Consider the following 24,151-nt stretch of genomic DNA (forward strand, 5'->3'; position numbering starts at 1 on the left):
ATCTAGTCCAGGAAGCCGTGCAGCAAGGCCGCCGATCCCCCGACGTGGGCCAGCATGGCCGCGGCGGCCCGCTCTCTGTCACCAGCCAGGATCGCCATCACGATCGCTTCGTGCTGTTCGTCGGAATGGGCGATGTTGCGCAGCAGCAGCGGGATCTGATCCAGCAGCGCATTGAGCCGCATGCGGTTCTCGGCGACCAGCGGTACCAGTGACGGCGACCCCGCGGCCTCCGCGATGGCCAGGTGCAGCCGCGAATCCAGGCGGCGGTAATCGTCGGGCTCGGCCGCGCGGACGTCTTCCAGCCGCGACCACAGGCCCTCCCGCTCGGCCGCGCTCAACGTCCGTCCGGCCGCCATCCGCGCCGCCCCGACCTCCAGGATCTCGCGCAGCCGCAACGCATCGTCGATCTCCGCGCGCGTCGGACTCGGACCGTCGGCGGTGTGCCTGGGCAACTCAGCGGCCAGGAAGGTGCCGCCGTACCTACCCCGCTTGGACACCAGATAACCGGCATCGGCGAGCGATTTGATCGCCTCCCGGACGGTGTCGCGACTGACCCCGAGCCGCGCGGCAAGCTCACGCTCTGGCGGAAGCGACTCCCCCGGACCCAACACGCCCAGTCGGATCGTCTCCAGCAGCCGACCCACGGTGTCCTCGAAGGCATTGCCCAGCCGGACCGGACGCAGCAGGGCACCGGCCGTTTCCGCGGCGGGCTGGGGATCCGGTTCGGCTGTCATGGCGAGCTACCAGGGTGTCACAGGGGCGTCACGTACGCGGAGCTGATGCCGCCGTCGACGAGGAATGTCGAACCGGTGATGAACGACGCGTCGTCACTGGCCAGGAACGCCACCGCGGCGGCCAACTCCTCGGGTTCGGCGAACCGGCCCAGCGGGATGTGTACCAGCCGGCGCGCGGCACGCTCGGGATCCTTGGCGAACAACTCCTGCAGTAGCGGGGTGTTGACCGGCCCGGGGCACAGTGCGTTGACCCGGATTCCCTGCCTCGCATACTGCACGCCGAGTTCGCGCGACATCGCCAGCACGCCGCCCTTAGACGCGGTGTAAGAAATCTGGGAGGTGGCCGAGCCCATCACGGCCACGAACGATGCCGTGTTGATGATCGAGCCCTTGCCCGCGGGCACCATGTGGCGCAGCGCCGCCCGGCACGACAGGTAGACCGATTTCAGGTTGATGTCCTGCACCCGTTGCCAGGCCGGCAGTTCGGTGGTCTCGATCAGGTCATCTTCGGGTGGCGAGATCCCGGCATTGTTGAACGCGATGTCGACCGATCCGAATGTCGCCGCCGCAGTATCGAAGAGGTTGTCGACGGCATCCTGATCGGACACGTCGACCGGGACGAACAACCCGTCGAGTTCTTCGGCAGCGGCCTCTCCGGTGGCAGGGTCGATGTCGCCCACCACGATCGTGGCCCCCTCGGCCCGCAATCGCCTGCCGGTGGCCAGGCCGATGCCGCTGGCGCCCCCGGTGATCACGGCGATCTTGCCGGCCAGACGTTGGGTCAGATCCATCTACAGCTCCTCTACTGCGAAAAAGACGTTCTTGGTCTCGGTGAAAGACAACGGTGCGTCAGGCCCCAACTCGCGCCCGAGTCCGGACTGTTTGAAGCCACCGAACGGCGTGTTGTAGCGCACCGAGGAATGCGAATTGACACTGAGATTGCCCGATTCCACCGCCCGCGACACCCGCATCGCTCGCGAGAGATTGTCGGTCCAGATCGAGCCCGACAAACCGTAAGGCGTGTCGTTGGCCAGTGCGATGGCGTCGGCCTCGTCCTCGAACGGCAGCACGGTCACCACGGGGCCGAAGATCTCCTCGGTCACGGTCCGGTCCGTACGCTGCGGCGTCAACACCGTCGGCGGGAACCAGAACCCGGGCCCCTCAGGGGCAGACGCCCGGAATGCGACCGGCGCGCCGTCGGGCACGTAGGACACCACCGACTCCCAGTGCGGACGGGACACCAACGGCCCCATCTCGGTGTCACGCAACGTGGGATCCCCCACGACGACGCCCTTGACGGCCGGCTCCAGCAGCTCCATGAACCGGTCGTAGACATTGCGCTGCACCAGGATCCGGCTGCGCGCACAGCAGTCCTGTCCAGCGTTGTCGAACACGCCGTATGGCGCGGTGGCTGCCGCCTTCTCCAGATCGCAGTCGTCGAAAACGATGTTCGCGCTCTTGCCACCCAATTCCAGGGTCACCCGTTTGACCTGGGCCGCCGCTCCGGCCATCACCCGCATCCCCACCTCGGTGGATCCGGTGAACACGACTTTGCGGACGCCTGGATGGGTGACGAACCGTTCTCCGACCACCGAGCCCTTGCCGGGCAACACCTGAAAGAGCCCCTCCGGCAAGCCCGATGCGATGGCGAGCTCACCGAGCCGGATCGTGGTCAGCGGGGTCCACTCGGCAGGTTTGAGCACGACGGCGTTGCCGGCGGCGAGCGCCGGGGCGAAGCCCCACGCGGCGATGGTCATCGGGAAGTTCCACGGTGTGATCACGCCGACCACGCCGAGCGGCTCGTTGAACGTGACGTCCAGACCGCCGGCCACCGGGATCTGCTTGCCGCTCAATCTTTCCGGAGTCGCCGAGTAGAACTGCAGGACATCGCGGACGTGCCCGGCCTCCCATTCGGCCTGCGCGATCGGGTGCCCGGAATTGGCAACCTCGAGGGCGGCCAGCTCATCAATGTGTGCGTCGACGACACCGGCGAAGGCTCGCAAGCCTGCCGCCCGCTCGGCCGGAGCCAGCCGGCACCATTTCCGCTGCGCCGCGGCGGCACGCGCCACTGCGTCGTCCACAGCGGCCACGTCGAGGAGGTCGACGGTGGTCAACAGCTCCTCGGTCGCCGGATTGATGACCTGACTGGATGTCATGAGATCCTTTCTGTTGCATAGGTTCCGGCCGCATCGACCAGGGCGGCGAACAGTCTCAGGTCATCGAGAGTCTCCTCCGGATGCCATTGCACGCCGACCACGAAGGCCTCGCCGGGTAACTCAACCGCCTCGATCACCCCGTCGGCATCCCGGGCGCTGACCACCAGGCCCTCGCCCAGTAGATCGATGGCCTGATGGTGATAGCACTGCGCATCGGAGGAATCGCCGATCAGAGCCGCCAGTCGGGTGTTCGGCACGGTGCGTACCGTCGAGGTGCCGAACACCGCATTGCCCTTCTGGTGGTGGGTGCTCCCGATGACGTCGGGTAGATGCTGGTGCAACGTGCCGCCCAGCGCCGCGTTGAGAACCTGCGCCCCGCGGCACACACCGAGCACCGGGATGCCGTGTTGCAGAGCACTTTCCAGCAGAGCGAACTCCCACGCGTCACGCCCGCTGTCTGGTTCGTTGGTGGCCGGGTGCGGCTGTTGGCCGTAGCGGGCCGGATCGACATCCGGGCCGCCGGTGATCACCAGACCGTCGAGGCGGTCGAGCACCCGGTCGGCGATGTCGCGGTCCACCGCTTGCGGCGGCAGCAGAAGAGCGGTCCCACCGGCCCGGGTGATGCCTTCGAAGTAGACCTGCGGCAAGAAGCTGGCCCGTACATCCCACACACCCGTCTGCGCCTGCTGCAGATAGGTCGTCATGCCGATGACCGGGTGGACCTCAGTCTCCCGGCGAGCAGACGTGAAGGTACCCGATATCGGCCCCTTTACGGGACCCACGCTGGGGGCCCCTCCCGCTTGCGGGGGCCTGCTCGCGCTGGATGTCGAGCCCATCTCAGAGCCGTTCAAAGCCGCGGACCCTTTCCCAGTCGGTCACCGTGGAATTGAACGCAGCCAACTCGACGCGCGCGTTGTTGAGGTAGTGCTCGACGACGTCGTCCCCGAACGCCGCGCGTGCCACCTCGGACTTTGCGAACAGCTCAGCCGCCTCGGCCAGGGTGGTGGGCAGCCGTTGCGCCTCACTGGCATAGGCGTTGCCCGGCAGCGGGTCGGGTAGTTCCAGCTCGTGATCGATGCCATACAGTCCGCCGGCGAGAAGCGCCGACACCGCAAGGTACTGGTTGACGTCGCCTCCGGGTGTCCGGCATTCCACCCGCATACCAGGCCCGTGACCGACCACCCGCAACGCGCAGGTGCGGTTGTCCATACCCCAGGCAATGGCGGTGGGCGCGAAGCTGCCGTCGGCAAACCTCTTGTAGGAATTGATGTTCGGAGCGTAGAACAGCGTCATCTCACGCAGCGTGGCCAGTTGACCGGCGATGAAGCTGCGGAACATCGACGACATTCCCCGCGGATCGGACTCGTCGGCGAACACAGGAGACCCGTCATCGCCGCGTAGCGAGACGTGGATGTGACAGCTGTTGCCCTCACGCTCATCGAATTTCGCCATGAACGTCAAGCTCTTGCCGTGCTGGTCGGCGATCTCCTTGGCACCGTTCTTGTAGATGGTGTGGTTGTCGCAGGTGTTGCGGGCGTGGTCGTAGCGGAACGCGATCTCCTGCTGACCCAGGTTGCACTCTCCCTTGACACCCTCGCAGTACAACCCGGCGCCCTCCATGCCGAGGCGGATGTCGCGCAGCAGCGGTTCCATCCGGGTGGACGCCATCATGGCGTAGTCGACGTTGTAGTCGCTGGCCGGCGTCAGGCCCCGGTAGCCCGCCGCCCACGCCTCGCGGAAAGTGTTGTCGAACACCATGAATTCGAGCTCGGTCCCGACGTACGGCACGAGTTCGCGCTCGGCCAGGCGGTCGATCTGCCGGTTGAGGATGCTGCGGGGCGCCTGTTCGACAGGACGACCGTCGAGCCACGACAGGTCAGCCATCACCAGCGCGGTGCCGGGCAGCCACGGGATCAACCGCAAGGTGCTGAAGTCGGCTGTCATCACCATGTCGCCGTAGCCGGTTTCCCAACTCGACATCGAGTAGCCGCCGACGGTGTTCATGTCGACGTCGACCGCGAGCAGGTAGTTGCAGCACTCCGCGCCGTGGGCGGCGACCTCTTCGACGAACAACCGGCCCGAAACCCGCTTGCCCGTCAGCCGGCCCTGCATATCGCAGAAGGCGACGATCACGGTGTCGATCTCACCCGCCGCCACCATTTGCTCCAGGTCGGCTCGTGCCAGCATGCCGGGGTTCTGGCTCATTGCGCACCCTCCTGCCCGTGTGGGACTTGCCGACCAACCTGACGTCCAGCCGACCATTGTCTCGCCGATGACGTGACGATCGTGCACCGAATTAGCACGATTGTCACGTCAAAAGGTAGGACAGCAGACCAATAAAGTTCTATGGTCCGTTTGGCAGACCGCCCACCGCCCGGCACACGAGGAGCCGCCATGCCCGAGGGGCACGAAGAACTCACCGAACAACTCACGGACGACGAACAACATCTCGCCAAACTCGGTTACGTCCAGGAACTGCAGCGGTCCTGGTCAGGATTCTCCAACTTCGCCATCTCGTTCTCGATCATCTCGATCCTCGCCGGTTGCTTCACGTCGTTCGGATTGGGCTGGAACAACGGCGGCCCTGCCGCCATCGCCTGGGGTTGGCCGATCGTCTCGGTCTTCATCCTGATCATCGGATTCTGTCTGGCCGAACTGGTCTCCGCCTATCCCACCTCAGGTGGAATCTATTGGTGGGCTTCCAAACTCGGCGGGCCCAGGGCCGGCTTCTACACCGGCTGGCTCAACCTGATCGGCCTGATCGCAATTCTGGCGTCGGTGTCCTACGGCAGCGCGACATTCCTGGACCTCACCCTGGGCACGTTCAGCGAATCCTGGCTGGCCGGCTACAGCCTGACCCGGGTGTTCATCATTTTCCTGATCATCCTGGCGGTCTCGGCCCTGATCAACATCTTCTCGTCGCACCTGCTGGCCGTCATCAACAATGTCTCGGTGTGGTGGCACGTCGCCGGAGCCACTGCAGTGATCGCGATCCTGTGGCTACTCCCGGACCAACATGCAAGTGTCTCCGATGTTTTCGCCAAGACCATCAACAATTCCGGGATCTTCTCCGGCTCGACGTCCGGTTGGGGCTTCCTGCTGTTCGTCCTGCCCATCTCGGCGATCCTCACGCAGTACACGATCACCGGCTATGACGCGTCGGCGCACCTGTCCGAAGAGACCAAGAGCGCGGCCAATGCCGCCGCGAAGGGCATCTGGCAGTCGATCTTCTATTCGGCGATCGGTGGCTGGATCCTGTTGCTGTCGTTCCTGTTCGCCGTGCAGAACTCCGACGAGGTATCGGCCAACGGTGGCGCGGTGGCGACCATCTTCACCCAGGCACTGGGATCCAAGTGGGCCGGCGTCGTGCTGCTGATCGCCACTGCCGGACAGCTGTTCTGCACCACGGCCTGCCAGACCAGCGCCTCGCGCATGCTGTTCGCCTTCAGCCGGGACCGCGCGGTCCCCGGACACCAATGGTGGTCGAAGGTCAGTGCCAGCCGCGTGCCCGCCAACGCCGTCATCATCACCGCGGTGGTCGCGGCCATCATCACCTTGCCCGCCATCGTGCCGGTGAAGATTCCGGTCAACGGTGTGGACGTCCCGTCCCCGGTCGCGTTCTACGCGGTCGTCTCGATCGGTGTGGTGGGCCTGTACCTGTGCTTCGCGGTGCCGATCTATTACCGGTGGAAGGCCGGCGACTCCTTCGAGCAGGGCAAGTGGAATGTCGGAAACAGGTACAAGTGGATGGCACCGGTGGCGATCGTCGAGATCATCGTCACCGCGATCATCGCGATGTTCCCGACCTCGCTCGGTGGCATGCCGTGGGACCCGAGCTTCGAGTGGAAGTTCGTGAACTACACCCCGCTGCTGGTGGGCAGCGTGCTGATACTGCTGTTCATCTACTGGCACGCCTCGGTGAAGCACTGGTTCACCGGTCCGATCAAACAGGTGGACACCGCCAGCACACCCGTCTCCGGTCGATCAGCCGAGCAGCTCGCGGATATCGGAGGCGGTGATGGCTGAGCCGAACAGATCGCCGTCGTCGACCACCGCTGCGAACAGGGCCCGCTTGCGGTCCTGCAGCGCAACCACTTTCTCCTCGATGGTGTTCTCCGCCACCAGACGGTAGACGCTGACCGGCCGGGCCTGCCCGATGCGGTGGGCCCGGTCGACGGCCTGTGCCTCGGCGGCCGGGCTCCACCACGGGTCGCACAGAAAGCAGTAGTCGGCGGCGGTGAGGTTGAGCCCGAATCCGCCCGCCTTCAGGCTGATCAGGAACACCTGCTTGGTACCGGCACCGAATTCCTCGATGGCCCTGGCCCTTCCGTCCGAGTCGACGGAACCGTCGAGGTAGCTGTAGGCGATCCCCGCAGAATCCAGATGCGACCTGACGATGCCGAGGAACCCGGTGAACTGGCTGAACACCAGCGCACTGTGCCCCTCTGCCACCAGTTGATCGAGCTGTTCGACCAGGAAGTCGATCTTGGCCGAACCCACCGAGCGCGCGGAGTCGTCGACCAGCCCCGGGTGCAAGCTGAGCTGACGCAGCAGCGTCAGCGACCGAAAGATCTGGAACCGGTTCTTCTCCCAGTCCCCCAGCAGTCCCAACACTTTCTGGCGTTCCCGCGCCAGCCGCGTGTCATAGATCTTGCGGTGCTTGGCGCTCAGACCGATGGTCAGCACCTGCTCACTCTTCGGTGGCAACTCGGTGAGCACCTGGCCTTTGGTGCGGCGCAACAGCACCGGCTTGATCCGCCGGCGCAGCACCGGAAGCAGGTCGTCGGCCTGACCCGATTCGATCGGCTTACGGAAATACGTCTCGAACACCTTCGGTGACGGGAACAAACCGGGCACGGTGATCGACAGCAGCGACCACAACTCCATCAGATTGTTCTCCATCGGTGTGCCGGTGATCGCCACCTTAAACGGCACGTCGAGCAGCCGGGCGGCCTGATGGGTCTTGCTGTGGTGATTCTTGACGAACTGGGCCTCGTCGAGAACCATTCCGGCCCACTGGATTTGCGAATAGGCGGCGACGTCCATCCGCAGCAGCGTGTAGGAGGTGACGACGATGTCGGCCGCGGCCACCTGTTCGGCCAAACCCACCGCCGAGCGGGCGGTGGTGGAGGTCAGCACCACCGCACTCAGGTCAGGGGTGAACTTGCGGCACTCGGCCACCCAGTTGCGGGCCACGCTCGTCGGCGCCACCACCAGGAACTTGCCGGCGCCCCCGGCGACCGCCCGCGCGATGAGTGCCAAGGTCTGCACGGTCTTGCCCAGGCCCATGTCGTCGGCGAGCACTCCGCCGAGCCCGTTGTCCCACAGGAAAGAAAGCCAGTCCAGCCCGTCCCGCTGGTAGTCGCGCAGGTCGACGTCGAGGCCCGCCGGCGGTGCGATCGGCGCCGGCGGACGCGCGGCGGCCAAGCGCGCCAGATTCGCCCGCCACCGGGCGAGCTGCTCGTCGACAACGCCGAGTTCCAGCAGTTCGTCCCACAAAGTGACATTGAGCGATGCGGCGTTGACCCGGTCCCCGTCGATCTCACCGAGCGCACGCGCCTCGTCGAGCAAGGCCCTCAGCCGGACCAGCTCCGGCGTGTCGAGCCGGAAGTAGATACCCGACGGCAGCAACATATGCGTTGCTCCAGTGGCCAATTCGCGGATGACCTCGGGCAGGGCCACTGTCTCGCCGTCCACGCATACCGTGACGTTCAGGTTGAACCAGTCACCCGGAGCGGAGACGTCCCCGGAGAACGACAGCACCGGGTCGGCGCCGGCAGCTCGGTACCGGCCATCGGCATCGACGATCAGATCCGCGTAGCAGTCCAGCTGCGGCAGGGTCTGGTCACACAACACCGCTGCCTCCACCGCGGTGAGGTCGACCCCGCCCAGCAGAGTGCGCCGGGACGCGACCGCGACCGCGTCCACAGCGCTCACGGCATTGACGATGGCCCGTAACTCGTGGACGGCCTCGGCGTCGAGCGTCGTGGAGATCCGGCGGTTGACATGCTGGGAGGCTTGACGTTTCCAGTCCTGCGCGGCCGCCGCGACCATCTGCAACGCCGGCAGCACCCGCTGCCACAGCTCCTCCTCCGCGACCGGGTCGCGATATCCGATCAGCCCGGCCGAAGACAACGGGTCGAAGTCGTGATGCTGATCGTTGACCTCGTACCGGGTGCTCCAGAAGACCCGTGCGCCGCCGTCGACGACTTTGACGGTCAGCGCGGGCTTTGGTCCGGTAATGGCCGGTGGGACGAAGAGCCCGTCGGCGACCTCCATGTCGACGCTACTGGCCAGGCGGGGCAGGATGTCGACCGCGAGTTCACGCGCCATGTCGGCCGGGATGTGCACCTGCTCGTGATGGCCCAGCATTTCGGCCATGGTGCGTGCGGGTACCGGATCGAAGGCACCGAGCCGTAGCACCGAGTCGACCACCTGAAACATCCCGTGCGGAGCCGGCATCCCGATCAGCCCGACGCCGTCGGGGTCGCGTTCCTGTCCGTCGATGATCAGGGACACCGACATCACCGCACCGCCACCGCCCTCGGCGGCGAAGTCCAACCGGAGGTGGACGTTCTTGGCCAACTCGACCGCACGGATGCCCGTTGCGGAGTCGGCCAGTATGGTCACGCCGGCGGCGAGCACCTCGTCGAGCCGTGGCCACAAGGTCGCGGGCATTCCGTTGAGCATCATTCCCTCACCGCTGTGCGGGGAGGAGTACCGCACCATCTCCGACACCAGTGCCCGCACCGCCCGGTACTGCTCACGATCGAACTCGCCGGGATCGGGATAGTCCGCGAGGCGACCCCAGGTCAACGCCCGGGTGATCCAGGTGCCCCGTTTGCCCAGAGTCAGCGGACGCAGCATCAGCAGCGTCCCCGGGCGGTAGCGCGTGGGTGCACCGATGGAGAATTCCAGCGCGATCGGTTTGCCGCCCCCTTCCGGGGCGGCGACCTCGTCGAGCACCTTGTCGAGCACGTAGCGCCAACGCTCCACCGGCTCATGTGCCGCATCAGCCGGGGAGGCCGCCAGCACCAGGGCGACGGCATGTTTGCAGAACGACCCCACGGGGCATGAACACAATGCCCACTCGACGACAGCCCGACTTCCCGGCGACAGTCCGACCTCAAGGACATACAGCTGACCATGCGAACCCACGCACCGCCCGCGCAGCAGACGCTCTTCGGCATCGAACTCGATGTCGCGGACCCGGCCCTCGGCGGCATAACGTTCACCGCGCACGGTCGACTGCGCTCCGAAATCGCGAATCAGCTCGTCACGGGCTATCCCGAAGCCGAATCCAGGCCTCATGCGAGGAGAATAGGGCCACTGTCCGACATGTCCTGGTCACACCCCCGACACACCGCGGGTGGCGCACCGACGCCAGATCCTGTGTAGGGTCGAACTGATGTGTGGAGCCGCCGGGGAGGTGCGTCTCGATGGCCGGACACCGGATATTTCAGCGGTGTCGGCCATGGCAGACGCGATGGCACCCAGGGGTCCGGACGCGGCCGGTGTTTGGTCGCAAGGCCGGGTCGCACTGGGTCACCGCCGCCTGAAAATCATTGACCTGACCGAAGCGGGCGCCCAGCCCATGGTTGATCCCGAACTGGGATTGACCGTTTGCTGGAACGGCTGCATCTACAACTACCAGGAGCTGCGCCGGGAACTGTCCGGGCACGGCTACCGCTTCTTCTCGCACAGCGACACCGAGGTGTTGCTCAAGGCCTATCACCACTGGGGCGACCGGTTCGTCGAGCACCTGATGGGCATGTTCGCGTTCGCGATCGTCGAGCGGGACACCGGCCGGGTGCTGCTGGGCCGGGACCGGCTGGGCATCAAGCCGCTGTACATCACCGAGGACAACCATCGGATCCGGTTCGCCTCGTCCCTGCCCGCGCTGCTGGCCGGCGGCGGGGTCGACACCCGGATCGACCCGATCGCGCTGCACCACTACCTCACGTTCCATTCGGTGGTGCCGCCCCCGTTGACCATCCTGCAGGGCATCAAGAAGGTGCCGCCCGCTTCCGTCGTCGCGATCGAACCCGACGGCAGCCGGCACACCACGGTCTACTGGTCGCCGGACTTCAGCCGGCACGCCGACCGGGCCGACTGGTCGGAAAAGGATTGGGAGGACGCGGTACTGGAGTCACTGCGGCGCGCTGTCGAGCGACGTCTGGTGGCCGACGTGCCCGTCGGGTGCCTGCTGTCCGGCGGCGTCGACTCTTCCCTGATCGTCGGCCTGCTCGCCGAGGCCGGCCAACACGGTCTGTCCACCTTCTCGATCGGCTTCGAGTCCGTGGGCGGCGTGGCCGGTGACGAGTTCAAGTACTCCGACATCATCGCCGAGCATTTCGAAACCGATCATCACCAGATCCGGATCGATACCGCCCGCATGCTGCCCGCCCTCGACGGAGCGATCGGCGCGATGAGCGAACCGATGGTCAGCCATGACTGCGTAGCCTTCTACCTGCTCAGCCAGGAAGTAGCCAAGCACGTCAAAGTGGTGCAGTCCGGACAGGGCGCCGACGAGGTCTTCGCCGGATACCACTGGTACCCGCCGATGGCCGAACCGGGCGCGGCCAGCCTGGACGGTTCGGTGGCCAGCTACCGCGGCGCGTTCTTCGACCGGGACAGCACCGGAGTGGGCGCACTCATCAGCGACGGATACCGGGCCGACGGTGACCCCAGCGGGGTCTTCGTGACCGATCACTTCGCTGCGGCGGGCGCCGAGACCGGTGTGGACCGGGCGTTGCGGCTCGATACCACCGTGATGCTGGTCGACGATCCGGTCAAGCGCGTGGACAACATGACCATGGCGTGGGGCCTGGAAGGCCGCGTGCCGTTCCTCGACCACGAGCTTGTAGAGTTGGCCGCCACCTGCCCACCGGGCCTGAAGACCGCGTACGGCGGCAAGGGTGTGCTCAAACAGGCTGCGCGCCGGGTGATTCCGGCAGCGGTGATCGATCGCCCCAAAGGGTATTTCCCGGTCCCGGCGCTGACCCACCTCGAGGGGCCGTACCTGGACATGGTCCGCGATGCGCTCTATGCGCCGGAGGCCAAGGAGCGCGGCCTGTTCCGTCCCGAGGCCGTCGACCGGCTGTTGGCCGACCCGAACGGCAGGCTGACTCCTCTGCGTGGCAACGAGTTATGGCAGATCGCGCTGCTCGAGTTGTGGCTGCAGCGCCACGGTGTGACGGGAGCCGCGGCATGACCGCCACCGACCATGACGCGTCGGCCCCGGCAATGGAGCCCGACCACACCGAGGCGATCACGCTCGGCCTGCACGATGCCTCACCGCAGCACCTCGTCGACGCCATGGCCGACGATGTGGTACTCGAATTAGGCTGGGGTCGACTGATTTTCGGGCAGACGTTCGCCGACCCCGAGACTCTGGCCGAGGTGCTGCAGCGGGAAGGCCCGGGCCGCCGCGACATCTGCATCTACGCCCGCGAATCGCACGTGCTGATCGCCCGCTCCCCTGCGGAACTGTTCATCGACCCGAGCCACACCTACCGGTTGCGGTTCACCGACGAACTCACCGCCGCCCAGCCCGTCGGGTTCACCGTGCGTACCTTGCAGACGCCGAACGACGCCGACGCGATGAACCGGGTGTACGTGCGGTGCGGGATGGTCCCCGCACCCGTCGACGTCATCTGGCACAACCACACCCTCACCCCTGCCGTGGTCTATCTGGTCGCGGTGCGCGACGACGACGGCACTGTGGTGGGCACCGTCACCGGCGTCGACCACAAGCGGTTGTTCGCCGACCCCGAGGACGGGTCGAGCCTGTGGAGCCTGGCTGTGGATCCGGCGGCCGGACTCCCCGGCGTCGGCGATGCGCTCACCAGGACCCTGGCCGGGATCTTCCGTGAGCGGGGCCGGGCCTACCTGGATCTCTCTGTGGCCCACGACAACTCCGCCGCGATCGCGCTCTACGAGAAACTGGGCTTCCACCGGGTCCCGGTGCTGGCCGTCAAGCGTAAGAACGCGATCAACGAGCCGTTGTTCACCCATCCGCCGGAGACCGTCGACGATCTGAATCCCTATGCCCGCATCATCGCCGACGAAGCCATGCGTCGGGGTATCCGCGTCGAGGTGCTCGATGCGGGTGCCGGAGAGATGCGGCTGTCGCACGGCGGCCGCAGCGTCATCACCCGGGAGTCGCTCTCGGAGTTCACTTCTGCGGTGGCCATGGCCCGATGCGACGACAAGCGCCAGACCCGACGCATCGTCTCCGACGCCGGCATCACGGTGCCCAAGGGCCGCCTGGCCACTTTCGACGCCGAAGATCACGAGTTCCTGGCCGAGGTCGGCGATGTGGTGGTCAAACCCACCCGCGGCGAGCAGGGCAAGGGCATCACTGTGGGGGTCGATGGAGGCGACGAGCTGGACGCGGCGCTGCACCGGGCCCGCGAGCAATATCCGGAGGTGCTGATCGAGCAGCGCGCCGCCGGCGACGATCTTCGCCTGGTCGTGATCGACGGCAAGGTGGTGGCCGCCGCGATTCGCCGGCCCGCCGAGATCGTCGGCACCGGCAAGCACACCATCGGCGAGCTGATCGAGACGCAGTCGCGGCGCCGCGCCGCCGCCACCGGTGGGGAATCGCGCATCCCGATCGACGACGTCACCAAGGGCACGGTCGCCGAGGCCGGATGGTCGTTCGACGATGTGCTGCCCGAGGGCGAGCGGCTGCGGGTGCGACGGACCGCGAACCTGCACCAGGGCGGGACGATCCACGACGTCACCGCGGAGGTGAACCCGGAACTGTGCCGGGTCGCAGTGGCAGCGGCCGAGGCGCTCGGCATACCGGTGACGGGAATCGACCTTCTGGTGCCCGACGTGACGGGCCGTGAGTACGTCTTCATCGAAGCCAACGAACGCCCAGGCCTGGCCAATCATGAGCCGCAGCCCACGGCCGCGGCGTTTGTGGATTTCCTGTTCCCGCAGCAGCCGGGGTTGCCACAAGCCTGGAAGCCTTCGGAGGCGGCTGACTGAGCGCCCGCGCGAAGCCAGGCCGCCGAATTTGCACTTACGTCGTCACTCCAGCGTGACACTCGAGGTCGACCGCCACTCCAGCGTGACAAACCACGAGCACGCCGCAGCCCAACACCGCCGACCGCCACTCCAGCGTGACACTCGAGGTCGACCGCCACTCCAGCGTGACAATCAAGAGCAGGCTGCGACCCGTCACCAACTGCTGGTGCGCAGCACGATCTCGGCCGCCAGTTGCGCGGTCGAATCACCGGCACTGCGCCGGCCCGGCATCTCCACCAAGCGGAAGTCACCGTAGACGTAGCGCTGGCTGGCCTTGGCCACTGCGCGGGCAGCAGGGGTGCTGACCAGCACGGTGGTATTCATCTCCACCGGGGGGCATTCGTCGTCGCGGATCACACCGGTGGCGTCGGCGACACGTGGGTGGCCGCGGTCCACGACCACCAGGCCGATGAACTTGTCCAGCCGGGTGGCGGCCAGCTCCCAGGCGAGTTCTCCCCCGAGTCGGTCGCCCACCAGCAACGCCCATTTGATGTTGAGCGAATCGAGAATGCCGACCACGGACTTGGCGGTCAAGCGTGGATCGGGACCGATGATCACCGTGCGCAGTGACGCGGTGTGCAACCGTCGGCAGATCGGCTCATAAGCGGCTGGACCGTGATGGCCCGCGCTCAGCACCACCACGGTGGAACCCTGCTCAGGTCCCGAGACGTCGACGGGCGTGGTGAATCCGTCGATCGTCGCGACGGTGGTAAGCATTCGGACAAACTACCGTCCAGTAGCGACGTGCGGGCCGGAATCAATATTGTCCTGACGTCGGCGTCAGCGTGCATCCAGGCGGTGGGCCTGGATACCGAAAACGTCCAGAAATGTCTGCGGCAATGCACCTTTGGCGACGATAGAAGGATTCTGGGCCGGGAACGCGATGCCGAGAACCGCCCAGTTGCCGACGTTCTCGAAGGCGAAGAAGATGCTCTGTTCCTCACCGCCCAGCCGCATGGTCTGTTGATAGGCCAACGCCGACGCACGCGGCGCAGCGACCTTGGTGGTGGTCATCGGGATGCCCTTGTCCGCCGGATCGAAGTAGGTGGAGAACTGTGCGCACCGTTCTGCGGTGGCGGCCAGCCGGTCGAGCGGCAGCGGCGAGGTCATCACCGTCAGCACCATGCGCGCGCCGTCGTAGGCGGCGATGATCTGCGCGGCACTGCCCGGGCCCCGCTCGGCGGTTTCGGCGATCACCCGGGTCAGGCCGTCACTGCATCCGGCCGGGTTGGACAGCATCGGTGGCGGTCCACCGGATCCGCCAGGACCGCCGCCGTCGTCGATCACGCGATCGAACTGCACACCGGGCGGGAAGTCGGCGGGCGTCAGCAACACTTTCTCAAGGGTGGCTCCAGGCCAGGTGGCAGATCCGGCGACCACGGTCGAGCAACCGGACACCGTCATCACGGCGACCAGCCCCACCAAAGCTGCCACCCACCGATGGCACCGGATCATCTGCCCAGGTTACCGAGGTACATCAGCGAGCGCAGTGCTCATGGTGGGCCGCGGCGGCGGCCCCTGCGACACCAGGTCCATCACGGCATCGACGTCGAGATGTGCGGCCAGCAGGTCGGCCATCAGATCCAACTGGGCGTCGCGCCGACCCCGGACGTCGATGTCGTCGGCAACCACGAACCCGTCGCGACCTGCACCCGCGGCGACGTCGGTGAGCCAGGCCCGGCGCAGGTGGTCGTTGTCGAGCAGACCGTGCCAGTGGGTGCCGTACACCGAGCCGCAACGCAGCCCGATTCCCAGCCAGTCATCGGCTGCGCTGCGGGTCACCTGCCCGTGATGGATCTCGTAGCCCCACAACGGTTCTTCCCAGTGCCGCAGGGTTTTGTGGAGAGCGAATTCGATGTCGGCGTCGATCAGTCCGAGCCCCTCGACGGATTCCGAGGCCGCGGACTCGACGCCGTCGTCGATACGGCGGCACAGCATCTGGAACCCGCCGCACACCCCGAGCACGGGCCGGCCCTGGACCGCGTGTTCGAGGACGGCCTCGGCCAGGCCGCGTTGCCGTAGCCAGGCCAGGTCGCTGACGGTGGCTTTGCTTCCGGGAATCACGACGAGGTCGACACCGGCGAGGTCTGCGGCGTCGGCGACCCAGCGCACCGCTACACCGGGCTCGCAGGCCAGTGCCTCGATGTCGGTGGAGTTGGAGATGCGCGGCAGCCTGATCGCGGCGACAGTGAGTGTCTGCGCCCCGCGGGGCGGCTGCGGTGTGCCCACCATGCCGCCGGGCCGGACCGACACCGAATCCTCGGTGTCGAGCCAGATCCCGTCGTCGAACGGGATCACGCCGTAGGTGGGCCGCCCGGTCAGCTCCAGCAGCTGCCGCAGGCCGGGTTCGAGGAGGGCTGGGTCACCACGGAATTTGTTGACGACGAATCCCGCGATGAGCGCCTGGTCCTCAGGGTCCAGGACCGCCACGGTGCCGTGCAGGTGGGCCAGTAGACCGCCGCGGTCGATGTCGCCCACGACGATGACAGGCAGATCTGCCGCACGGGCCAGCCCCATGTTGGCGAGGTCGGTGGCACGCAGGTTGATCTCGGCCGGAGAGCCGGCCCCTTCACAGATCACCACGTCGAATTCGGATCTCAGTGAGGCCAATTCGTCGGCGACGACAGCGGCGAGCCGCTCCCGGTGGGTGAAGTAATCGCCGGCGGCCACCGTTCCGGCCACCTGGCCACGAATCACCAACTGTGACGTGCGGTCCCCGCCAGGCTTGAGCAGGATGGGGTTGAACCTGGTGCTGGGCGCCAGCCCGGCGGCCCGGGCCTGCATGGCCTGGGCGCGGCCGATCTCGCCGCCGTCGACTGTGACCGCCGAGTTGTTGGACATGTTCTGCGCCTTGAACGGCGCCACAGACAGGCCCTTGCGCGCCAACAACCGGCACAGCCCCGCCACGACCATCGACTTGCCGGCGTCGGAGGTGGTGCCGGCGACCAGCAACGCGCCGCTCACGGTACCTGCGTCACGGCAGGGTGAGGATCTCGGCGCCGTCTTCGGTGACCACCAGGGTGTGCTCGAACTGAGCGGTCCACTTGCCGTCCTTGGTCACCACGGTCCAGTCGTCGTCCCAGATCTCGTAGTCGAGCGATCCGAGGTTGATCATCGGCTCGATGGTGAAGGTCATGCCCGGTTCCAGCACGGTCTCCACGGCCGGCTGATCGTAGTGCAGCACCACCAACCCGTTGTGGAAGGTGGTGCCGATGCCGTGCCCGGTGAAATCACGAACCACGTTGTAACCGAATCGGTTTGCGTAGGCTTCGATCACCCTGCCGACGATCGACAAGGCACGCCCTGGCTTGACCGCCTTGATGGCGCGCATGGTCGCCTCGTGAGTGCGCTCGACGAGCAGCCGGTGCTCCTCGGAGACATCACCGGCCAGGAAGGTGGCGTTGGTGTCACCGTGCACGCCGTCGATGTAGGCGGTGACGTCGATGTTGACGATGTCACCGTCCTCGATCACGGTCGAATCCGGAATCCCGTGGCAGATCACCTCATTGAGCGAGGTGCAGCAGGATTTGGGAAATGCCTTGTAGCCCAATGTCGATGGGTAGGCACCGTGGTCGATCATGTATTCGTGGGCGATGCGGTCCAACTCGTCGGTGGTGACGCCGGGCGCCACGGCCTTGCCGGCCTCGGCCAGCGCCGCCGCCGCGATCTGGCCCGCGACGCGCATCTTCTCGATCACCTCGGGCGTTTGCACCCAGGGTTCGCTGCCCTCCTGCACGGTGGACTTCCACGCATATTCCGGCCGCGGGATCGACTTCGGAACCGGCAGGGTCGGTGACTGCACGCCGGGGCGCAGGGCGGTACGAACTGGCATGTGGACAGCTTAATCGTCAGTTCAGCGACAACGCCTCCAGCGTTGTGCGGCGTCGAGCTGCCGCCCACCGAGGCGTTGCGGCAACCCTCGCGAGAGCGGCCCTCTCGTTAACCGGTAATGGTGTTACCGTACGAGGATGACTGAGGCACGGCGATGACCGAAACCGTTCATGTGCTGGAACTACTGGAGTACCGCGAGGTCGAGTCGAGCGCCGACGGGCTGGTACTCGAAATGGACAACCGGCCCGACCTCGCCAACGTCCGCGGCGCCCTGCAGGGCGGGTTGGTGGCCACTCTGATCGACATCGCGGCAGGGATGCTGGCCGGCAATGCCAGCGGGGTCGGCTACGACGTGACGACCGCCGACCTCAACATCCACTTCCTCGCGCCGATCATGGGCACGGCTCGCGCGGAGGCGAAGGTCGTACGGGCCGGGAAACGCCTCATCGTGACCTCGGTCGACGTCACCGACGTCACCCGTGGTCGGCTCGCTGCCCGCGCGACGCTGACGTTCGCGGTGCTCGAACCCCGCTGAGATCAGGACCGGCGCAACGTCAGCTTCCAGTTGCGCCGCGGCCCACGGATATCGACCGAACCGCACACCACCTTGCCGGTCAGGATGATGTGCGGGGAACCCTCGGCCGGCGCGTCGCGACGGTGATCGTCGGCGCTGCCCACGATCACCTCGACGTCGTCGATCGAGGCGCTCGCACCGTCGGGCAACCGGATCTCCACCGACCCGAATTTCATGTCCAGCTCGATGACCACCATCGGCCCGGCGAACCGGGCCCGGGTCAGATCCAGCTCCACCGAACCCATCCGGCGTACCAGGGCCAGCCGGGTCGGAACGGTCCATTCACCCTGGCGTTTCAGCGAGCCGAGCACACCGCGCAACTCGACGCGGTCGGTGGCGGTGGTCACGATGGCTCCGGGCCCGGGCAGATCCCCCACCAACGCATCGAGGTCCGAATGCAAACGGGCGTGCGACACCATCGCCGAGCGCTCCTCGAACTCGGCGATGTCGATCAGTCCGAGTGCCACGGCATTGTGCAGCCGCCGCAGCGTGCCATTGCGGTCCGCATCGGAGACCCGTAGGTCCACAGATTGTTCATTGATCCCTGTCATGGCAGGTTCAACGGTACCGCCGTTCAGGCCAGGTAGTCGGGGGGAAGGCTGTCGAACATGGTCTTGCACATCCGCACCGCGTACTCCGAGCTGCCGCCGCCGACGATCAGCGCCGCGAACGCCATGTCCCCGCGGTAACCGGCGAACCAGGAGTGCGAGCCACCCATGAACTCGGCCTCCCCGGTCTTGCCGCGCACGTCGCCGAGCCCGTTGAGATCCTTGGCCGTGCCGTTGGTCACCACCAACCGCATCATCGGTCGCAGTCCGTCCACCATCTTCGGGCTGATCGGGGCCCCCGCGCGGTCGACCATGGTCTGGCGACCCTCGATGAGTTGCGGCACCGGAGTCCGGCCCGCCGCCACGGTCGCGGCCGCCAGCGCCATGCCGAACGGGCTGACGAGCACCTTGCCCTGACCGAAGCCGTCCTCGGTGCGCTCGGCCAGGTCGACTGTGGGCGGCACCGAACCGGTCAACGTGTTGATGCCGTCCACCTGGTAGTCGGTACCGATGCCGTAGCGCGCAGCGGCCTGGGTGAGACCGCGTGGAGGCATCCGGCTGGCGAGCTCACCGAAGGTGGTGTTGCACGAATTGGCGAATGCGCGTGACATCGGCACGGTGCCGAGATCGAATGCGTCGTAGTTGGTGACGGTCCGGTGCCCGATGTCGAGCGTGCCGGGGCACCCCAAAAGAGTGTTGGGCGTTGCCATGTCGCGCTCGATGGCCGCGCCCGCGGTGACCATCTTGAAGGTCGAACCGGGCGGGAACTGCCCCATGGTGGCGAGCGGTCCGACGGCGTCGGCGGCCCCGTTCTGCGCGACGGCCAGGATCTCGCCGGTGGACGGTTTGATCGCGACGATCATCGCCTGCTTGCCGGTGGTGTTGACCGCGTTCTGCGCGGCGTCCTGCACAGAGCGGTCCAAGCTGATGGTGATCGACGGTGCCGGATCACCGGCCACCTCGTTGAGCACGTCGACATCGACGCCGTTCTGATTGACCGTGACCACCCGCCAGCCCGGCTGACCGTCGAGCTGGTCGGCCACCGATCTCTTGACCTCGTTGACGATCGCCGGGGCGAAAGTTTCATCGGTGGGCAACATTTCGGGCTGCGGCGTGACGACGACGCCGGGTAGCCGGCCGATGGCAGGTGCGATCCGGTCGTTGTCGGATTGCCTCAGCGTGATCAGGCTCATCGGCTGCGCGGACGCGCTCGCCTGTTCGGCGAGTCGCTGGGGGTCTCCCAAGGCGGGGTCGAATCCCCGCAGGGCGTCGGCGACCGCGCGGGAGGTCGGCATCAGCGCGGCACCGGCCGCCCTCGCGTCGAGTGCGTAGGCATAGATGTAGCCGGGTACCAGCACATCGGTACCGCCACGCTCGTTGACCGATGCCCGTCGCGGCGCGTCGGCCCGCAGGGCAAAGGTCTGGTGCTCACCCAGCCTGGGGTGCAGTCCGGTGGCGCTCCAGCGCACCTCCCACCGACCCTCGTCCCGGATCATGTTGAGCTGCCCGTCGTACGTCCAGGTGCGGTTCTTCGGCAGGTGCCAGGTGTAGCGGTAGGTGACGCTGCCGGTGTCCCCGGCGTACTTCGAACCCAGGATCTGCGCGTCGAGTCCGGTGGCCTGCAAACCGTTCCACGCTTCACCAAGAGCGGTCTTGGCATCGTCGGGCCGGTCGGCCAGCGCCGCCGCTGCCGCGGTGTCACCAGTGGCCAGTGCCGCGAAGAACTGTTCGGCGGCAGGCTCCGGCCCGTCGGGCCGTGGGGTGCAGGCACTGAGCGCCGTCGCCCCGAGGACCGCGATGACCGTGAACAGGCCCGCGGTCCGTGTGACTGATGATGTTTGAGTTGCCATTGAGGCTGATGTTAGAAACGTGGAGGCCGGAATCGTCGGAGGCGCACCGATACCGAACCGAGACTGTGGCGAGACCGACGAGTTGCCCGCTTCACACGTCCAGGGCACTCAACAGGATCTCGAGGCCGCGCCGGAACTCCTCATCGGGCCCGATGCCTGCGGCGACCGCCGCAGTCTCCGACAACAACGGATATTCGCCCGCCGGCAAGCCCGCCAGCGCCTGAGTACCTGGCCCGGCCAGACTTCCCAGTATCTCGATCTCGAGCGCTCCGAAGATGTAGGCGAGCAGGGCGCGGAACGCGTAGACCCGTCGCTTGCCGTCATATCCGGCGGTCGTGAGCACGCCGAGCACCGACTCACCCCAGCGCAGTGACGCCGGCGAGCGGTGTCGGTGCGTGAGCATCAGCGGCGCCACGGCCGGATGCCGCGCGGTCGCCGTACGTACCCGCTCGGCGAGTTCGACGAGTTGGTGTCGCGCGGATCCCCGAGGCGATGCGAGATCGACTCCGTCGAGCACGAGGTCCACCACCATCGCTTCGAGCTCGTCCCGATCGGCAACGTACCGATACAGAGACATGGTGCCCATGCCCAACTGACGAGCGACAGCTCGCATCGACAGCCCCGCCAGCCCGTCGGTGTCGACGACCTCAAGCGCAGCTGCGGCAACCTGACGTTGGGTGAGTGAACGTGGGCGCGGCATGACGATTGACAGCGTACACCGTACTCCTATACCGTCCAATCATAGGCGTACAGTGCACGCTAACCAGGAGGATCCGTGACCACACCCGTCTCGCCCAAGGTGCCAAGGACCATCGGTCGATACCAATTCCGCAGTGTCACAGGCGAACACATCCCGGTACCCGACCCGAGCGATCTGGTCCACCTGCAGTTCAGGCGCTTCGCCGGTTGCCCGATCTGCAATCTGCACCTGCAGTCCTTCGTCGCCCGGCATGCCGAGATCCACGCCGCGGGCATCCGCGAAGTGGTCTTCTTCCACTCCCCTGCCGCCGAATTGGCCGAGCACACAGCGGATCTGCCGTTTGCGACCGTTGCCGACCCGGACAAGGACATCTACCGACAGTTCGGTGTGGAGTCCAGCGCCCGCGCCCTGCTCGATCCCCGCAGTTGGCCGGCGATCATCCGGGGCAGTGCCCTGACACTGCGCGGACGATTCCGCGCACCGGCCGGCAGGCAGGCCGGTGGACGGCTCGGGCTACCAGCAGATTTCCTGATCGCACCCGACGGCGTGGTGCTCGCGGCCAAATACGGCGCTCATGCCGACGATCAATGGTCGGTCGACGAGCTGCTGGCGCGGGCCGCCGCCGGACGGCGGTGACACCGGGACCCGACGCGCTCAGTCCAGCAGGATGGTGGCGAACGTACCGACCTGCTCGAATCCGATGCGCGCGTATGTCGCCCGAGCCACCGTGTTGTAGCTGTTGACGTACAAGCTTGCGATACGGCCGGAGGCCACCACGGCGGATGCCAGCGCCGCTGTCCCGGACGTACCGAGCCCATGGCCGCGCCACTCCGGATGCACCCACACCCCCTGGATCTGGCCGACCGTGGGCGACTGCGACCCGACCTCGGCCTTGAACACCACCTCGCCGCGCTCGAACCGGGCCCACGCCCGTCCCGCGGCGATCAGGCTGGCGATGCGGCGACGGTAACCACGACCGCCGTCACCCAACCGCGGGTCGACCCCGACCTCGCCGATGAACATGTCGATGGCCGCCACCAGGTAGGTGTCGAGTTCCTCCATTCGCACCGGGCGGACCGCCGGGTCGATCGCGCAAAGCGGCATCGAGCTCAACGCCATCAGCGGCTGCTGCTCGCGGACGTCACGGGCGGAACCCCACACCGATTCCAGCCGGCGCCACATCGGCATCACCAGCTCGGCGCGGCCCACCACCGAGGAGCAGCGCCGCGCGGTGCTCATCGCCTTGTCCGAGAACGCCTTGAGATCCTCGGCGTCCCCGCGTAGCGGGATCAGATTGGGCCCGGCGTAACACAACGACTCGGTGACGCCGCGACGCGTCCACAGCTCCCCGCCGATCGCGCCGTGCTCGACGCCGAACTCGGCGACGCGCGCGGCCACCATGCACGACCCCACCGGGTCCTCGTCGAACACCTGCAGGCAGGGGGTGGCGTCACGCACCACGGAAACTCGTCGCTCGTCGACGAGTCGGAACAGCGGCGGAGCCGACATTGGCGATTTCCTCTGCTCAAGCCAAGGCTGGGTGACCCCGCTCACAGGGTCGCTATCAGCTTACGGTCACCACTGGCGAACCGCTGGCATCATCTGAACCCGCGGATTCCGCCAGCCGCATCGCCTCTTCGATAAGTGTCTCGACGATCTGTGCCTCGGGCACGGTCTTGATGACCTCACCCTTGACGAAGATCTGGCCCTTGCCGTTACCGGAGGCAACGCCCAGATCGGCCTCGCGGGCCTCACCCGGACCGTTGACCACACAGCCCATCACCGCGACCCGCAACGGAACATCGAGGCCGTCCAGGCCTGCGCTCACCGCGTTGGCCAGCGTGTACACGTCGACCTGGGCGCGCCCGCAGGACGGGCAGGACACGATCTCCAGACCACGCGGTCGCAGGTTGAGCGACTCCAGGATCTGATTGCCGACCTTGACCTCTTCGGCGGGCGGCGCAGAAAGGGACACCCGGATGGTGTCGCCGATGCCCTCCGAGAGCAGCGCGCCGAACGCCACCGCGGACTTGATCGTGCCCTGGAACGCCGGGCCGGCCTCGGTGACACCGAGGTGCAGCGGGTAGTCGCACTGGGCGGCAAGTTGGCGGTACGCCTCGACCATGATCACGGGGTCGTTGTGCTTGACGCTGATCTTGATGTCGCCATAGCCGTGCTCCTCGAACAGCGACGCCTCCCACAGCGCGGATTCGACCAGCGCCTCTGGGGTGGCCTTGCCGTACTTCTGCAGCAACCGTGGGTCCAGCGAGCCGGCGTTGACGCCGATCCGGATCGGGATGCCCGCTTCACCGGCGGCCTTGGCCACCTCTTTGACCCGGCCGTCGAACTCCTTGATGTTGCCGGGGTTGACGCGCACGGCGGCACAGCCGGCGTCGATCGCGGCGAAGATGTACTTGGGCTGGAAGTGGATGTCGGCGATCACCGGGATCTGGCTGTGCCGGGCGATCTCGGCGAGCGCGTCGGCGTCCTCCTGCCGGGGGCAGGCCACCCGCACGATGTCGCAACCCGACGCGGTCAGCTCGGCGATCTGCTGCAGCGTCGAGTTGACGTCGTGCGTCTTGGTGGTGCACATGGACTGCACGGCGATCGGGTGCTCGCTGCCGATGCCGACACCGCCCACGTCGAGCTGACGGGTTTTGCGGCGCGGCGCCAGGGTCGGTGCCGGGGGTGCGGGCATTCCCAAACCGATGGACGTCATGA

At 66.8% G+C, this 24,151-nt stretch carries 20 protein-coding genes; 5 read left to right on the top strand and 15 right to left on the bottom strand.

Annotated features, from left to right (window positions below; genetic code table 11):
- Positions 1 to 2: 2 nt before the first annotated feature.
- From A5779_RS27395 to A5779_RS27415, 5 genes are all read right to left on the bottom strand, one after another.
- Positions 3 to 734 carry a FadR/GntR family transcriptional regulator gene (locus tag A5779_RS27395; protein ID WP_064886878.1) on the bottom strand — a complete coding sequence of 244 codons (732 nt, stop codon included), beginning with the start codon at positions 732 to 734 and terminating at the stop codon, positions 3 to 5.
- Positions 735 to 751: 17 nt separating this feature from the next.
- Entirely contained in the window at positions 752 to 1,525 is a 774-nt protein-coding gene (locus tag A5779_RS27400) for a 3-oxoacyl-ACP reductase (protein ID WP_064886880.1), read from the bottom strand.
- Complete coding sequence (locus A5779_RS27405; protein ID WP_064886882.1) at positions 1,526 to 2,890, bottom strand: aldehyde dehydrogenase family protein; 1,365 nt, start codon at positions 2,888 to 2,890, stop codon at positions 1,526 to 1,528.
- Positions 2,887 to 3,594: a gamma-glutamyl-gamma-aminobutyrate hydrolase family protein gene (locus tag A5779_RS27410; protein WP_064886884.1), complete on the bottom strand. Its 708-nt coding sequence runs from the start codon at positions 3,592 to 3,594 to the stop codon at positions 2,887 to 2,889. The genes A5779_RS27405 and A5779_RS27410 overlap by 4 nt, the downstream gene beginning before the upstream one ends.
- Before the next feature lie 133 nt (positions 3,595 to 3,727).
- On the bottom strand, positions 3,728 to 5,095 hold the full coding sequence (locus A5779_RS27415) for a glutamine synthetase family protein (protein WP_064886885.1): 1,368 nt from the start codon (positions 5,093 to 5,095) through the stop codon (positions 3,728 to 3,730).
- Positions 5,096 to 5,284: 189 nt separating this feature from the next.
- On the opposite strand from A5779_RS27415, the gene A5779_RS27420 reads away from it, so the two are divergent.
- Positions 5,285 to 6,916 (top strand): amino acid permease, encoded by a 1,632-nt coding sequence (locus A5779_RS27420; RefSeq protein WP_064886886.1) that lies wholly within the window; start codon positions 5,285 to 5,287, stop codon positions 6,914 to 6,916.
- Here A5779_RS27420 and A5779_RS27425 read toward each other — a convergent pair.
- Complete coding sequence (locus tag A5779_RS27425) at positions 6,875 to 10,201, bottom strand: DEAD/DEAH box helicase (RefSeq protein WP_064886888.1); 3,327 nt, start codon at positions 10,199 to 10,201, stop codon at positions 6,875 to 6,877. The genes A5779_RS27420 and A5779_RS27425 overlap by 42 nt on opposite strands.
- 97 nt (positions 10,202 to 10,298) lie before the next feature.
- Between A5779_RS27425 and A5779_RS27430 the strand changes: the two genes are divergently transcribed.
- Positions 10,299 to 12,104: an N-acetylglutaminylglutamine amidotransferase gene (locus A5779_RS27430; protein ID WP_064886889.1), complete on the top strand. Its 1,806-nt coding sequence runs from the start codon at positions 10,299 to 10,301 to the stop codon at positions 12,102 to 12,104.
- Complete coding sequence (gene ngg, locus A5779_RS27435; protein ID WP_064886891.1) at positions 12,101 to 13,888, top strand: N-acetylglutaminylglutamine synthetase; 1,788 nt, start codon at positions 12,101 to 12,103, stop codon at positions 13,886 to 13,888. Before A5779_RS27430 ends, ngg begins: the two co-directional genes overlap by 4 nt.
- Before the next feature lie 192 nt (positions 13,889 to 14,080).
- Here ngg and A5779_RS27440 read toward each other — a convergent pair whose 3' ends face one another.
- From A5779_RS27440 to map, 4 genes are all read right to left on the bottom strand, one after another.
- Positions 14,081 to 14,644 (bottom strand): alpha/beta fold hydrolase, encoded by a 564-nt coding sequence (locus tag A5779_RS27440; protein ID WP_064886892.1) that lies wholly within the window; start codon positions 14,642 to 14,644, stop codon positions 14,081 to 14,083.
- Positions 14,645 to 14,707: 63 nt separating this feature from the next.
- The gene (locus A5779_RS27445) at positions 14,708 to 15,382 is read right to left on the bottom strand and encodes a hypothetical protein (RefSeq protein WP_064886894.1); all 675 of its coding nucleotides are present in this window, start codon (positions 15,380 to 15,382) and stop codon (positions 14,708 to 14,710) included.
- 9 nt (positions 15,383 to 15,391) lie between these two features.
- Positions 15,392 to 16,891 (bottom strand): cobyric acid synthase, encoded by a 1,500-nt coding sequence (locus A5779_RS27450; RefSeq protein WP_082941882.1) that lies wholly within the window; start codon positions 16,889 to 16,891, stop codon positions 15,392 to 15,394.
- Between the two features lie 10 nt (positions 16,892 to 16,901).
- Positions 16,902 to 17,759, bottom strand: a complete 858-nt coding sequence (map, locus tag A5779_RS27455; protein ID WP_064886896.1) for a type I methionyl aminopeptidase — start codon at positions 17,757 to 17,759, stop codon at positions 16,902 to 16,904.
- Between the two features lie 153 nt (positions 17,760 to 17,912).
- Between map and A5779_RS27460 the strand changes: the two genes are divergently transcribed.
- Positions 17,913 to 18,293 carry a PaaI family thioesterase gene (locus A5779_RS27460; RefSeq protein WP_064886897.1) on the top strand — a complete coding sequence of 127 codons (381 nt, stop codon included), beginning with the start codon at positions 17,913 to 17,915 and terminating at the stop codon, positions 18,291 to 18,293.
- Positions 18,294 to 18,295: 2 nt separating this feature from the next.
- On the opposite strand, the gene A5779_RS27465 is transcribed toward A5779_RS27460, so the two are convergent.
- From A5779_RS27465 to A5779_RS27475, 3 genes are all read right to left on the bottom strand, one after another.
- Entirely contained in the window at positions 18,296 to 18,883 is a 588-nt protein-coding gene (locus tag A5779_RS27465; protein WP_055113041.1) for a DUF1707 SHOCT-like domain-containing protein, read from the bottom strand.
- 23 nt (positions 18,884 to 18,906) lie between these two features.
- The gene (locus tag A5779_RS27470) at positions 18,907 to 20,730 is read right to left on the bottom strand and encodes a penicillin-binding transpeptidase domain-containing protein (RefSeq protein ID WP_064886899.1); all 1,824 of its coding nucleotides are present in this window, start codon (positions 20,728 to 20,730) and stop codon (positions 18,907 to 18,909) included.
- Between the two features lie 91 nt (positions 20,731 to 20,821).
- Positions 20,822 to 21,430, bottom strand: a complete 609-nt coding sequence (locus A5779_RS27475; protein WP_064886901.1) for a TetR/AcrR family transcriptional regulator — start codon at positions 21,428 to 21,430, stop codon at positions 20,822 to 20,824.
- A 75-nt stretch (positions 21,431 to 21,505) separates the two neighbouring features.
- Between A5779_RS27475 and A5779_RS27480 the strand changes: the two genes are divergently transcribed.
- Positions 21,506 to 22,066 carry a peroxiredoxin-like family protein gene (locus A5779_RS27480; RefSeq protein WP_082941883.1) on the top strand — a complete coding sequence of 187 codons (561 nt, stop codon included), beginning with the start codon at positions 21,506 to 21,508 and terminating at the stop codon, positions 22,064 to 22,066.
- Positions 22,067 to 22,084: 18 nt separating this feature from the next.
- On the opposite strand, the gene A5779_RS27485 is transcribed toward A5779_RS27480, so the two are convergent.
- Both A5779_RS27485 and ispG read right to left on the bottom strand, forming a co-directional pair.
- A complete protein-coding gene (locus tag A5779_RS27485; protein ID WP_064886903.1) occupies positions 22,085 to 22,939 on the bottom strand; it encodes a GNAT family N-acetyltransferase in 855 nt (284 codons plus the stop codon).
- 55 nt (positions 22,940 to 22,994) lie between these two features.
- The gene (ispG, locus tag A5779_RS27490) at positions 22,995 to 24,149 is read right to left on the bottom strand and encodes a flavodoxin-dependent (E)-4-hydroxy-3-methylbut-2-enyl-diphosphate synthase (RefSeq protein WP_055113031.1); all 1,155 of its coding nucleotides are present in this window, start codon (positions 24,147 to 24,149) and stop codon (positions 22,995 to 22,997) included.
- Between the last annotated feature and the right edge of the window lie 2 nt (positions 24,150 to 24,151).

It is taken from the genome of Mycolicibacterium peregrinum (genome assembly GCF_001665625.1).
In the GTDB taxonomy this organism is placed as follows: domain Bacteria; phylum Actinomycetota; class Actinomycetes; order Mycobacteriales; family Mycobacteriaceae; genus Mycobacterium; species Mycobacterium peregrinum_B.